At 42.3% G+C, this 13,684-nt stretch carries 10 protein-coding genes; 7 read left to right on the top strand and 3 right to left on the bottom strand.

All coding sequences use genetic code 11. The features are described from left to right. The first annotated feature begins 51 nt into the window (after nt 1–51). Entirely contained in the window at nt 52–558 is a 507-nt protein-coding gene (locus tag HC179_RS06265; protein WP_168863562.1) for a sigma-70 family RNA polymerase sigma factor, read from the top strand. Continuing rightward, nucleotides 551–1,690: an anti-sigma factor gene (locus tag HC179_RS06260; protein ID WP_168863561.1), complete on the top strand. Its 1,140-nt coding sequence runs from the start codon at nt 551–553 to the stop codon at nt 1,688–1,690. The genes HC179_RS06265 and HC179_RS06260 overlap by 8 nt, the downstream gene beginning before the upstream one ends. 40 nt (nt 1,691–1,730) lie before the next feature. Here HC179_RS06260 and HC179_RS06255 read toward each other — a convergent pair whose 3' ends face one another. Together HC179_RS06255 and HC179_RS06250 are read right to left on the bottom strand one after the other, a co-directional pair. After that, complete coding sequence (locus HC179_RS06255; RefSeq protein WP_346775128.1) at nt 1,731–3,464, bottom strand: sensor domain-containing diguanylate cyclase; 1,734 nt, start codon at nt 3,462–3,464, stop codon at nt 1,731–1,733. Between the two features lie 107 nt (nt 3,465–3,571). Next, a complete protein-coding gene (locus HC179_RS06250) occupies nt 3,572–4,855 on the bottom strand; it encodes a bifunctional folylpolyglutamate synthase/dihydrofolate synthase (protein ID WP_168863559.1) in 1,284 nt (427 codons plus the stop codon). 65 nt (nt 4,856–4,920) lie between these two features. Here HC179_RS06250 and HC179_RS06245 point away from each other — a divergent pair, with 65 nt between their 5' ends. From HC179_RS06245 to HC179_RS06225, 5 genes are read left to right on the top strand one after another with little or no spacing between them, the layout of a single operon-like run. Then, nucleotides 4,921–6,789, top strand: coding sequence for a hypothetical protein (locus tag HC179_RS06245; RefSeq protein ID WP_168863558.1), 1,869 nt, complete (start codon nt 4,921–4,923; stop codon nt 6,787–6,789). Nucleotides 6,790–6,808: 19 nt separating this feature from the next. Beyond that, entirely contained in the window at nt 6,809–7,465 is a 657-nt protein-coding gene (locus tag HC179_RS06240) for a hypothetical protein (RefSeq protein ID WP_168863557.1), read from the top strand. Then, nucleotides 7,462–8,367, top strand: a complete 906-nt coding sequence (locus HC179_RS06235) for an ATP-grasp domain-containing protein (protein WP_168863556.1) — start codon at nt 7,462–7,464, stop codon at nt 8,365–8,367. Before HC179_RS06240 ends, HC179_RS06235 begins: the two co-directional genes overlap by 4 nt. After that, nucleotides 8,364–9,242, top strand: coding sequence for an ATP-grasp domain-containing protein (locus tag HC179_RS06230; protein ID WP_168863555.1), 879 nt, complete (start codon nt 8,364–8,366; stop codon nt 9,240–9,242). Before HC179_RS06235 ends, HC179_RS06230 begins: the two co-directional genes overlap by 4 nt. After that, on the top strand, nt 9,239–10,573 hold the full coding sequence (locus HC179_RS06225) for a bifunctional folylpolyglutamate synthase/dihydrofolate synthase (protein WP_168863554.1): 1,335 nt from the start codon (nt 9,239–9,241) through the stop codon (nt 10,571–10,573). The genes HC179_RS06230 and HC179_RS06225 overlap by 4 nt, the downstream gene beginning before the upstream one ends. Nucleotides 10,574–10,905: 332 nt before the next feature. Here HC179_RS06225 and HC179_RS06220 read toward each other — a convergent pair whose 3' ends face one another. Continuing rightward, nucleotides 10,906–13,554 (bottom strand): valine--tRNA ligase, encoded by a 2,649-nt coding sequence (locus tag HC179_RS06220; RefSeq protein WP_168863553.1) that lies wholly within the window; start codon nt 13,552–13,554, stop codon nt 10,906–10,908. Between the last annotated feature and the right edge of the window lie 130 nt (nt 13,555–13,684).

The following is a 13,684-nucleotide window of genomic DNA, read 5'->3' as shown; positions in this document are numbered from 1 at the left end:
CCTTGAAACATTTTTGAATCTTGAACGTTAGTGTTGTGAAAGGGGGGCCAGATGAAACAGTCCATTGATGATATTTATGAAGAGCATATGCAGGATATATTCCGGTACCTCCTTTCTTTGTGCAGGGAGCATCACCTTGCGGAAGATCTTGTACAGGAGACTTTTTTGCGAGCTTATTTATTTTTGGAAAATTACCGGGGTGAGGAAGTGAAGCCTTGGTTGTTCCGAATTGCTCATAATGCGTTTATTGACCACTACAGGAAACACAAGCGAACCATCGTGAAGGAACAAGGCTTTTTTCAACGCCTTTTTAGTAAGGGGAAAGGAACGGAACATGAAGTCCTCTTGAAGTCAGAGGTTGCCGAGGTGATGGACGCCATTAACTCGTTGAATGAGCAACAGGCGCAGGCGATCCTTCTCTATGATTATCACAGTTTCACCTATAAGGAAGCAGCTGAAGCGATGGGCGTAACGGATACGTACTTTAAGGTCCTGCTCTACCGCGCTCGCCAAAAAGTAAGAACCATTCAAGGAAAGGAGAACGACATAAATGAATGATGACTTTAAGGATAGATTGGAACGTTATGATAAAGGCGAAATGACGCCCGAAGAAAAAATGGAGTTTGAAAAAGAAATGAGTGCCCAGGAAAAACAATGGATGAAGCCCACTTTGGAAAAAACGAAGCAACGAAAAATATTGCGGGCAAGCAAGTGGAAGGCGCGGATAGGGACGGCATTGACCGCCATACCCATTCTCCTCTTAATAATGATGGCCTCCTCATTCATAACAACCATTTACTACCATGGCTTTTCTAAGGGCTTATCAGAAGACTATACACGATCTCAGAAGTTGGCTGATATCATAAACTTCTCTCAATTAATAACAGACCCTTTTGCGGATAAGTATGGGGCTGATACGGAAGTAGGAACTTTCTTTAAAATGGGAGTAGATAAGGAGTTAAGAAAGCAGGTTGGGAAAGAATTCTATACTGTTGGAGAAATGAATGTTGATTTCCTGTTTTCTAAAATGGGGTCAGTTGAGAAAAGGTATTATGGAACCGATGAAGATACTCTAACAGAATTTCAGCACCCTTCCCTATTATCAGAATATAAATTTGATTCTACTCCAGAGTGGGAAAGGCTTGAAATGCTTCCTGAAGGAACAGTTGCTACCGCCTTTATTACCTTTAATGAGCTAATGTCAACGGAAAAAGTTTTTCAGCAATTTAAAGGGAAAGATCTTGAATTAATTTGGTTTCCAGTGGATGTAGCTGGTGAAGTGGATGAATATCATTCCATATCTAACATAGGTTTCCCAAATTATCCTATCTTTCACACTGATGATTGGACCCTTACTTCTAGAACAGAGGAACGTTCACTGTTCGGATCGACCATCACTGAAGGCAGGTCTGCACCTGCTTATACAATAGGCGACGCAGACATGCTCCATGAACAGTTTTTAAAGACGCTTCACTTCCTGAAAGATTACCAAAAGGAATTCAACCAACTTCAAGTGATGCATAATGATATAAAGTTGAACGAAGTGGTCCGCTATCTCGAAAAAAATGACATATCCCATCATGGGGTGGTGATAACTGGGCCAACCAAAGAAGTTCTCGCCTTAAAAAGCGAAAAGTGGATCGGAGCCATTCAAGTGGACGAAGTTGCCTTATGGAATTGGAGTAACTAAATAAAAAACTCTCGCCAGTAAATCTGCGAGAGTTTTTTATTTATGAAGTTTTCCGATATTCCGCAACTTTATTCCGTCCAGCCTTTTTCGCACCGACATACATGGCTCTGTCTGCGTGACGGATCAAGTCAAGTGTGTCCTCGGCATCATCTGGTGCTGTGGCAAACCCGATGCTTGCGGTTACTTTTACCATTTGAGCTCCCTTTGTTTCGCGGATATGCTGTTTCAGAGCAAAGGATCTTGTCGCAAGGTTCACCCTGATGCGTTCGGCAAGTTCAAAGCATTGACCACGTTCCATATCAGGGAGTAAGATTACGAACTCTTCTCCCCCATAACGAGCAACTGTCCCTTTACTACCAACTAGGACGGTAAGCCTTTCAGCAACCTGCATGAGAATCTCATTGCCGCTCTGATGTCCATACACATCATTAATTTTCTTAAAGTGATCCAGATCCAACATCATGAGGGACAGAGATTTGGAATGTCCTTTGTTTAATTTATCAAACTCTTTATCCAGGACACTTTCAAAAAAACGATAGTTGTATAGTTTGGTTAATGCGCAGCGTTCACTTTTCTGTTTGGTCTCTTGATAGTGGCGAGCTTTTTCCATTGCCACTCCAAAGTATGAGCAAAGGATATCAACAATCATCAATTGAGATTTATCATAAGTCCGTTTGGAAGTGCTTGCTAGCAATACAAGCCCTTCAATCTTGTGATTTCGGATAACCGGAACACACATAAGACTCTCAACATTTGCTGGAAGATGCGTTTTGGACATATGCTTCCATTCTTTTTTAGTGAGATAGCATAAGCTTTTTCCACGTTTCAGCATATATGCCAGAAGCTCTTCATCATCCGTATGCAAAATAGCATTTGCCTCCACACTGTTCTGCTTGTCCATGACGCGAAGGACTTTCATGATTTTTTCTCCATTTACGTCAATGATGGCAGCATAATCCACCTTAAAGAGCGTCGATATTTTATCTAGGAAGACATCCAGAACGCCTTGTGTATCAAGTCTTTCTGTCAACTGATGTCCCACATCCGCTGCTTGCTGTAAGTGAACATTTACCTTTTGGCTAGAATGATAGAGTTGAAGAATCAGTGTAAGGATGACAAAAGGCAATCCTACGTATAGAAGTGCTATCGGACCAACTTGTTCATATAGTATGTATAGGATCAAGCCTACCGGCAAGACCATGATGCTAGTAACCGCATCCCATTTGGTATCAGGTGTGATGAATTTGCTTTTACGTTCATATATTTGTACTTGTATAAAATATAGTGCCACTGTATTAAGCGTAAAATAGACTAGTTCATGCGCAAGGATCGGCGTGATGACACCAATGTTCAATAGTCTTGTATCTCCAGGGGTTCCCCCAAATAAATAAAATACGAACCCAGCAATTAAGGAAATGCTTGAAAACATAAGCATATTGATAGGAATTCTGAGTCTATTTTCCCTATTCAAGCGCATATAAGCCATCAATGCTAAAACGGATACTAGGGTCACAATCATTTCAATGAATATACCGAAGGATAAGAGGGCTGCCAAGGAAACACCCTGTGCCAGAAACAAAGGTACCTCTCCGACGACGATTGGGATTAGGGCGAGTATGATAGCCAACGCCAGAAATCCAATAATGTGCCACATAGGCAAATCTTCTAACACAACAGGAGAAAGCTGATATCCGAGCCATAAAAAGACGGGAACCATGACAACGAAGCTTGTCCAGATTACCACTTCTTTTTGGCGACTAACTGCTTGAACCACCAAACTAACCCCTCCCTTCTCTATCCTTTTTTCGACACACTTTCACAATAATTAAATATTATCAAATTTTCTAACATTTGTCACAACAAAAATAGGATAATTATCCCTTATTTCTTTTCCCTACCTTGTGTGAGTTTAGTCCTAATTTCGGAGATAAAATATAAGGAACCGGTAATCAGCAACACAGAATCGTTCCCAACCCTTGATATAGCAAGCTGTAACGCAATTCTCCAATCCTCTTCAAACTCTTTTTTGGCAAGTTCGCTCACTTTACATATATCTTCTGCTCGAGCCGCCCTTGGAAAATCAAAGGAAGTGAAAATTATCTCATCCGCGATAGTTTCCAACTTTCCTACCATCATTTCAATGGGTTTATCTTTCAGGGCACTGAACAGTACTACTATCTTCTTATTAGAAAACTTCCTATCTATAGAGTCCACTAACGCGTCCATAGCCTCTTCATTATGGGCACCATCGAGAATAATGGGAGGTTCTTTTTGGAGGATCTCAAATCTTCCAGGGTGTACGGCTTTCAATAGCCCAGCTTTTAACACACTCTCATCGTATTCCCATTCCCACTTTTCTATTAATAGGAAATAAGCCATGATGGCCAATGAAGCGTTGGCGGCCTGATGCTCTCCATACAGGGATAACTCTAATTCCTCCACATTTTTCGTTGCAAATCGAAAAGAGAGTCTCCCTCTTTCTTCCAAACGATAGGAGAAATCTTCATCGATAAAATAGACAGGACTTTCTTTTATTAAAGCCTCTTTTTGAATTACTTCTTTTGCAGCAGACTTTTGTTCCCCGGAAATGATTGGAACCCCGTTTTTGATGATACCTGCTTTATGATAGGCAATTTCTTCAACCGACGATCCAAGGAATCCTATATGATCATGTCCAACGTTAGTGATGATGCTAAGCAATGGTGTCATCACATTCGTGGAATCCTCTCTCCCCCCGAGTCCTACCTCAATCAACGCGATGTCCACCTTTTGGAGCGTGGCAAAATAATAAAAAGCCATGGCCGTTTGCAGTTCGAATTCAGTTAACCCAGCTTCATCTAACCCATGTTTAGTAAACAACTGAATAATTTCTATCATTTCTTCATCTGTTATGTATGTTCCATTGACAGAGAGTTGATCATTGATAAATTGATAAGCTGGTGAATGGAACACCCCTACCTTTAATCCCGCTTCTTTTAATACACCCTCTAAAAAACGCAATGTGGAGCCTTTCCCGTTTGTACCACCGATATGTACGACCTGTAATTGATTTTGCGGATTACCGACTTTCTCTAAAAACTGGACAATCCTGTCCAATCCGAGGTTTATTTCATTTTTTAACGTAAAATTCACTTGCTCTTGCAAATCTTTAAATGAACAAAACATATTAATCTCCTTTTTGCTTATCTGTTAGGTTAAAATGAAAAGTATTAATAACTAGAGGTGGAGCTATGATTAACAAACTGCCAAATGCCTTCTCCATACCGGAAAACATACGGACAGATTTCTCAAAAAATAAAAGTATGCTGGTTAAACGAAAAATTTTCTCGCCGTTCGGACAAATAAAGCGATACAAAGGTAGTTCCCCCATCTTAATGGTGATCCCTTCTACAGACATCAACCTGCTGGCTCTAGGCATCACCTTGCAAGAAATCAGCCTATGTCACTTAATGATAGTAAAGAGATTCACTCCAAAAGTAGAAACCAGAATAGAACGATATATCGCCCAATACAATATCCGTGGGTTGATAGGCATAGAAGAGCACGAAAACAATGGGTATGAATATATGTACAATGATCACTTTCATCCCCTCATAAACTATATAACAGAAAAATATATAGGGACAACTGTTCCAAACGCCATCACTATGGAAGAGGATTATTGCCTGAAAGAAAATAAGCCCTCAGTGAAGTTCTTCATCCATAACAAGGATGCTGCATCGTTCCTACCGGTTCTTCTTTCCATATTAAAAGTGTTACCAACTCAAATTGAGCATAACCAAAAACCTTGGACGACAGCTTCTGTATCGGATGCCTTTAAGGTAAGCATGATAACTCCTTTTAATCGCCTGGAACTCACGATAGAAACGCAAAAAAAATGGGGGCTCAGGGAACACGATTATGTATTTGTATTAAATCCCATCACAGGATCTTTCCGGAAATGTATCGTCTATGAAACAAAGAAAAATCTAAATTCCAATGAGGTCACCTTAAGTGCGGGAGTCAAGAAAAGCCTGTTTGGTTCATCCCCTCCTGGCCCAATTCTTATTCAGAAGGCGGCAAGGTATCCTGTTCATCAAATTCAAACACAGAACGCGGCTGATGTTCAGTTGAACCGAATCATTGTATCAGAAAACATGTTGAATAAATTAAAGGCAACGGAATCACCTTATGTAGAACTAATGAATCCTCACACCGGCGCATCTTTTGATTTTCATCTTTCGCAGTTAGCTCAACAGCCAGGTCTTAACGACGATAAGACGATCAAGCTGAACTATATTCAAAGACAGTTTTTAGATTATGAACAGCCCCCAGATTACATACCGCCAACTGTCTTGACTAATCTTTGCCTAAGAACGGACGATAGTAACAAGGAACTATGCCTGACAGATGCTGAACAAACCATATTAAAAGAAACATACGGTCACGGAAAGGTACTGGAACGCATTAGTTATCAAGAATCACTTCAATTGAAAAAAGTTTTGAAAAAGGCAGGATATTATCATACTTTTATGTATCCTGTTAATCATTATTATAAAGAATCTAGAAAAACGCCAATATTAAAGCGCTTAGGCAACAAACTACTCACTGCTTTTATCGGGAACAAACAACTTTCATTAAAGGTAATTAGACCTTATACTTCTGATGAGACAAGCAATATCATCCGCTTGACGAAAAGCACGATGACATTGCTTGGTATTGAAGAAGCGGATACAGTAATCTTATCCTACCGCAACAAAACCGCTAAAGCGCAAGTTCTGGAAATGAATGATTTAGACTTAATTAAAGAAACGAACATCATGTCTTCTAGCAGTCTGATGAATATATCGGTTGCGGTGCCTTCAACCATTAGGACCCACCTAGGGTTAAACAATATCGGCAAAGTCATCGTTGTTGAACGAGATATGGCATTCCTGTTGAAGAAAAACTTTAACATCCAGTTTGTCCCGATCATCGCGGTCATGTTCACCGTATTATCTGTTTCCATCTTAACTACATGGACACGGATTCTTTTACTCCTGCTTTTCGTTCCGTTATCTATGTACGTTACGCTTTCAAGAGTGCGTTATAGCATCTCCAATAAAAAACAGAGTTACTAACCAAAAGGATGGACGACTCATGAATTTTAACCTATGGGAAAAAACATTCATAGAAGAGAGCTTTCAAAGCAATCAACAAGGCTTTCACTATATCAAAGGAGTTCTACCAATTCTCCTGTCTGCCCCCCACAGCGTAACACAGATACGAAATGGGAAAGAGAAACAGGGAGAATTCCTGACAGGGCCAATGGTAATACATCTTCAAGAACAATTAAACTGCCATGCTATCTTTAAAACGAAAAATCTCAGAGATGATGCCAACTATGACCAAAAAAGCTCATATCGTGATTTTATAAAAAGAATAGTTCGGGAACATTCGATTCACTTTCTATTGGATTTTCATATTATGGCACCTTCCAGACCTTATAGTATTGATCTTGGGACTGGTAGAGGGAAAAACATTCCCCACAGTCAAGGTCCAACTATGGTGGATCATATCCAAAAGACGCTTATAGATCATGGCATCAATGATGTACTTATTGATAATATTTTTACCGCAGGCTATCCACACACTGTATCTGCCGATGTTTCAAAAAGCTGCAATATCTTTTGTTTACAAATGGAATTGAATTGGAGGCTGCTTGAAGGCGGCCCAAAATCTCTGTACTTTAAGAAGGTTCTTAAAGCATTGGAGGCTATCATTCATTATCTCGCATCAATGGAGGATCACACATGAAACATTTAGTTTGCTGGATTATTTATAACGGAAATCTCCCACAGCAAAAATTTATCGAACTAGCAGATTGGTTTGATAAGGAAGCTAGAAAACATCATATCTCAACTAAGCTATTGAAAAATAATGAACTGTTTCCGACTGTAGCAGACGGCCGGGCAATATTGGAAGGCGCTCACAACCATCAGGAGCTGCCAAATTTCGTTTTTTTTCTTGATAAAGATGTGTTACTTGCCCGCCACCTGGAAAAGATGGGAATTCCCGTTTATAACAGTGCCGCCTGCATTGAAATCTGTGATAACAAATCGCTCACATTTCAGACTCTAGCAGATCATGGGATACCAATGCCCAAAACACTGTTAGCCCCAATGGTGTTTCACGCTCATGAGAATGTAGAACCCTTTTACCACGCTGCAGAAATCCTAGGTTTTCCACTTGTCTTAAAGGAAGCTTACGGTTCATTTGGCATGCAGGTTTATTTGATTCATACAATTGATGAACTCCTCATCAAAGTGAAGGAGTTAGGAAACCGACCATTCCTTATGCAAGAGTTCATCTCTTCAAGCAAAGGCAAGGATATTCGCCTGAATGTTGTAGGAGATGAGGTGGTTGCCTCCATGATGCGTGTCTCGGAGACTGATTTCAGGGCTAACGTGAGTAACGGGGGTAGGATGTTTAGGTATGAACCAACAGACATTGAAAAAGAAGTCGCGATTAAAAGCGCAAAACTTGTTGGTGCAGACTTCGCTGGGGTAGATCTCCTGTTTGCTGAAGACGGCTCTCCACTTGTCTGTGAAATCAACTCCAATGCTCATATCAAAAATATCTTTGATTGCACAGGAATCAATGTTGCGACATATATTGTTCCGCATATTTTACAGAAGTGGAAAGAGACCAGGCAATGAGAACGAAAGGCTGGCTTATATACGAAGCAGAACACGCAAAAAAGAATCAAGCTTTTATTCAGTGGTTTTTGGACGAGGCAAAAGAGCTGGAGATGGAGTTAGATTTCATCCTTCAGTCCCGAATTTCGTTTGGAGTTCAGCTTAATGAATTAGTCATTATGTTAGATGAAGAAACAATCGCCCCACCAGACTTTGTCATCATGAGAAACATCGATCCACTTTTTAATGAACAGCTAGAACGCATGAACATCCCTTGCTTCAACTCCCACCACGTTTCCGTTATTTGTAACGATAAGGCGAAAACCCATCAATACTTGGCAGGTAAAGGGATACCGATGTTGGATACGTATTTCACTTCAGCTGAGGAACTCCTGACAGGAAACCTCCCACTTCCATTCCCGTTTATCGTAAAAGCGCGGACAGGCAGAGGCGGCGGGGATGTATTTATGGTGGAGGGTCTTGAACAGTTGGAAGCAGTCCATACGCAGCTATCTGCTCGTTCCATTATCCTTCAGCCTCTTGCAGGATCACCTGGTAAAGATTTACGAGTGTATGTGTTAGGACGGAACATCGTTGGAGCTGTACTTCGATCTAATTCAAAAAGCTTTAAAGCCAACTTCACATTAGGTGGTCAGGCAGAAGCATATACATTGAATGAAGCGGAGCGTACTGTCGTAAATAAAATAATTCATCAGTTTGATTTCGGTCTCGTTGGCATTGATTTTTTGTTTGATGAAAACGGGCGTCTTCTTTTCAATGAAATAGAAGATGTGGTTGGTTGTCGAACATTATGTCTAACAAGTGACATCAATATTGTGAGAATGTACTTGGAATTTATCTTACAAAAGCTTGGATATGGAGGGGAACCTACATGACATTTCAAACAATGAAGGAAGCAATTCCTTATATCTACTCCTCCCTTCTTAAAGCAAAGCCCTTTCAACGGGAGGAAAATGATGCACTAACACGGGCGCCCCACTTAACGAGGGAACTATTGCACACTCTTGACCTTATCCCTTCCGGTGACAAAGTAATTCTTGTCACCGGAAGTAAAGGAAAAGGCTCCACATCACGTATGATGGCAGCAATCCTCAAAAAGATGGGGTTAAAAGTTGGATTATTCACCTCTCCCCACCTGATTGATTATAATGAACGCATTAGGGTGAATGGAAAAGCAATCTCCGATGAAGCGTTTCTAACCTATTTAAACCGGCATGTACCTACCATTGATACCATTACAGCTTCCATTGAAAATCCCCAACATTACCTTGGACCGACGGGGATTTTGCTATCTGTCGCTCTTGCTCACTTTCAATCAGAAGGCACCGATATCAATGTTATTGAAATTGGCCGCGGTGGAACATATGATGACACAAATGTATTAGAAAATAATTGGGCTGTGGTGTCAAAGGTCATGGAAGAACATTTAGGGTTCCTTGGGCACTCTTTGGAAGACATCGTGAGGCATAAAGTCGGAATAGTGAAAGAGTGTACGCACTATGCTGTGATTGGGAAACAGTCCAGGGAAGCGTTGGAGAGGATGCGTGATTTGCTTCACGAGTCAGCGGCTTTTTTTGGCGAGGAGTACACGCTTTCAAACGTATCTACTAGCTTGAGTGGAAGTACTTTTACTTTACAGACCATGTTTGGGAGGTATGTTGATTTATCCCTCCCATTATTGGGATCCTTTCAAGTGGAAAATGCGGCACTTGCAATCCAGGCTTGTGAAACAGTGATAGGACGAGCATTTCCGAACGACTTATTGAAAGAAGCGTTACGGGAGTTAAGATGGCCTGGTAGACTAGAGGTGGTTGCTGATCACCCGACTGTTGTGTTGGACGGTTCCATTAACCGTGTTTCAGCTGAATATTTAAAGGAAATCCTGCCACTCGTAGATTCCAAGAAGGTCGTTACTATCATTGCGGTACCTTCGAATAAAGATTATGTAGGAGTCATCAAGGTGTGCAGTGAGTTTTCGGATATATTGGTTGTGACGACGCCGGATAACTCGCATAAAATGTTTCCTACCGATGCACTTGAGGTTGCCCGGAAATATCATGCTGCGGCGATGGAAGTCGGCTTGCTATCAGAGGCTGTTGCGTTAGTGCGGACTTTTGAGCCTACTCTTATTTTTGTTGTTGGAACTCAGTCGATGATCGGAAGTGCCAAAGAGATTTGGAAGGATTCATTGATGGATATTGGATAAATTACCGCTTCGGCTACCTCTATGAGGGGCGCCGGAGCGTTTTTTAATTGGATGGGAGGTTGTGGGATTGGAGGTTCTACATTTCCCCGCTGACCTTCTACATTTCCCGGAGAAGCTTCTACCGTTTTGGCGAAAACCTTCTACCCTAAACTGGCAAGGTTCTACCACTTACCCGCAACCTTCGACCTTTCCACATTTTTCGACACACATCCCCTCCCGAAAAAACCGCTAATCCCTCTGAACCCACCGACAAATACCTCAAATAAAAAAAATCCCAAGCGGACGCCCCCTAAAAAAGGACATCCACCCAGGATCTATCTCACAAAAAGCACTTACCCTTTCAACTCATCAATACGAGCTTGAACAGCGTCACGCTTTTCTACATAATCTTTCTCTTTTGCTTTCTCTTCTTCAATAACATTTGCAGGTGCTTTCGCGATGAAGCCTTGGTTGGAAAGCTTCTTCTGCACGCGCTCTACTTCCTTATCAAGCTTTGCAAGCTCCTTGTTTAGACGCGCGATTTCTTCGTCAATATTAATCAGCCCTTGCAGAGGAAGAATCAACTCCGCTCCAGTCACTACTGCCGTCATCGCCTTCTCGCCGCCATCTAACGCAACATCCGTTCCAATCAATAGCTCGCTAGGGTTACAGAAACGCTCTAGGTAAGAACGGTTACCCTCAAGTTTATCAGCAATCTCAGAAGTTTTCGCTTTTACAAGCAATTTAACCTGTTTGCTCATTGGCGTGTTCACTTCTGCGCGAACGTTACGTACACTGCGGATAATGTCTACTAGTAAACGCATATCTGCTGCGGCTTCCTTGTCCGTTAACTCATCGCGAACTACCGGCCAATTTGCAAGCGTGATGGACTCGCCTTCGTGAGGAAGCTGCTGCCAGATCTCCTCCGTGATGAATGGCATAAACGGGTGCAATAGTCGCATGGTGTTATCCAATACGTAAGCTAAAATAGAGCGTGTTGTCTTTTTCGCCGCTTCATCTTCGCCGTACAATGGAATTTTCGCCATTTCGATATACCAGTCACAGAAATCATCCCAGATGAAGTTGTAAAGGGCACGACCCACTTCACCGAACTCATATTTGTCAGCAAGCTTCGTTACTGTTTCAATTGTTTCATTCAAACGAGTCAGGATCCACTTGTCTGCAACGGATTTCTCTCCGCTCAAGTCAATATCCTCAAACTTCATGTCGCCCATGTTCATCAAGGCAAAACGGGATGCGTTCCAGATCTTGTTTGCAAAATTCCAAGTCGACTCTACTTTTTCATAGCTGAAGCGTAGGTCTTGACCCGGTGAGCTTCCTGTTGATAGGAAGTAACGCAGAGAATCCGCTCCGTACTTTTCGATAACTTCCATTGGATCTACACCGTTACCAAGGGATTTACTCATCTTGCGGCCTTGCTCGTCACGAACGAGTCCGTGAATCAGAACATCTTTAAATGGACGCTCTCCAGTGAATTCTAGTCCTTGGAATATCATACGGGAAACCCAGAAGAAAATGATATCATAACCAGTTACTAAGGTACTTGTTGGATAGTAACGTTGGTAGTCCAGAGATTCTGTTTCCGGCCAGCCCATGGTAGAAAACGGCCATAACGCAGAGCTGAACCATGTATCAAGTACGTCTGTATCCTGCTCCCAATTTTCCGTGTCTTCAGGAGGATTATGGTCAACATGGATTTCGCCTGTTTCTTTGTGATACCAAGCTGGAATTCGGTGACCCCACCATAATTGACGGGAAATACACCAGTCACGGATATTCTCCATCCAGCGCATGTATGTGTTCTCAAAGCGGTTCGGTACAAAATTAACCTTGTCTTCTTGAGACTGAAGGTCAATCGCTTTGTCAGCAAGCGGCTGCATCTTAACGAACCATTGTGTGGAAAGATATGGCTCAACAACCGCTCCACTACGCTCACTGTGACCAACAGAATGCATATGTTCTTCAATTTTGAAAAGAACGCCGCTTTCCTGCAAATCTTTTACAAGCTGCTTACGGCATTCAAAGCGATCCATGCCATTGTATTTGCCAGCTTTTTCGTTCATGCTTCCGTCTTCCTTCATAACAAGGATTCGCTCCAGGTTATGACGGTTTCCGATTTCGAAGTCATTCGGGTCGTGAGCAGGTGTAATTTTCACAGCACCGGACCCGAACTCCATGTCAACATAGTCATCTGCTACGATTGGAATCTCACGGCCAGTGATAGGCAGTGTTACCATTTTTCCGATTAGATGCTTGTAGCGCTCATCTTCCGGGTGAACCGCAACGGCTGTGTCTCCAAGCATTGTTTCAGGTCGCGTTGTTGCAATTTCAATGTGGCCAGAACCGTCAGTCAGCGGGTATCTCATGTGATAGAAGGCACCTTGAACATCTTGGTGGATAACCTCGATATCAGAAAGAGCCGTTTTCGTAGCCGGGTCCCAGTTGATGATGTACTCGCCACGGTAGATAAGTCCTTTTTTGTACAGTGTTACGAACACTTCGTTAACCGCTTTGGAAAGCCCTTCGTCCAATGTGAAACGCTCGCGGCTGTAATCAAGGCCAAGTCCTAGCTTGGACCATTGCTCTCTAATATGTTTCGCGTATTCGTCTTTCCATTTCCATGCTTCTTCCATGAATTTTTCACGACCAAGGTCATAACGGTTGATTCCTTGGTTGCGAAGCTTTTCGTCTACTTTCGCTTGCGTTGCGATTCCGGCGTGGTCCATTCCCGGTAACCATAGAACGTCAAAGCCTTGCATGCGCTTCATCCGCGTGATGATGTCTTGCAGGGTGGTGTCCCATGCATGACCTAGGTGAAGGCGGCCCGTTACGTTTGGTGGCGGGATAACGATTGTGTATGGTGTTTTGTCTTGGTCGTTTGTCGCTTCAAAAAAGCGGCCGTCCAACCAGTATTGATAACGGTTTTTTTCAATTGTTTGTGGATCGTATTTTGTCGGAAGGTTTACTTCATTCATTTCCATCCTGATTCCTCCTGTTCTCTTTTGTGGTTCTCTTGGATTCCGCTGTTGATTTTCCGCGCTAGGCTTCGCTTTCCGCGGGGCGGTGCTTGAGCCTCCTCGGCTCCGCCTGTGGGGTCTCAAGCTACCGCTG

The organism is Bacillus sp. RO1, from assembly GCF_012524115.1.
In the GTDB taxonomy this organism is placed as follows: Bacteria; Bacillota; Bacilli; order Bacillales; family Bacillaceae_I; genus Sutcliffiella_A.
This window is presented reverse-complemented; position numbering and strand designations above follow the sequence as displayed.

Coding starts and splice junctions, on each gene's coding strand:
- HC179_RS06265 (WP_168863562.1), top strand. CDS start 52: ATGAAACAGTCCATTGATGATATTTATGAAGAGCATATGCAGGATATA.
- HC179_RS06260 (WP_168863561.1), top strand. CDS start 551: ATGAATGATGACTTTAAGGATAGATTGGAACGTTATGATAAAGGCGAA.
- HC179_RS06250 (WP_168863559.1), bottom strand. CDS start 4,855: ATGTTTTGTTCATTTAAAGATTTGCAAGAGCAAGTGAATTTTACGTTA.
- HC179_RS06245 (WP_168863558.1), top strand. CDS start 4,921: ATGATTAACAAACTGCCAAATGCCTTCTCCATACCGGAAAACATACGG.
- HC179_RS06240 (WP_168863557.1), top strand. CDS start 6,809: ATGAATTTTAACCTATGGGAAAAAACATTCATAGAAGAGAGCTTTCAA.
- HC179_RS06235 (WP_168863556.1), top strand. CDS start 7,462: ATGAAACATTTAGTTTGCTGGATTATTTATAACGGAAATCTCCCACAG.
- HC179_RS06230 (WP_168863555.1), top strand. CDS start 8,364: ATGAGAACGAAAGGCTGGCTTATATACGAAGCAGAACACGCAAAAAAG.
- HC179_RS06225 (WP_168863554.1), top strand. CDS start 9,239: ATGACATTTCAAACAATGAAGGAAGCAATTCCTTATATCTACTCCTCC.
- HC179_RS06220 (WP_168863553.1), bottom strand. CDS start 13,554: ATGGAAATGAATGAAGTAAACCTTCCGACAAAATACGATCCACAAACA.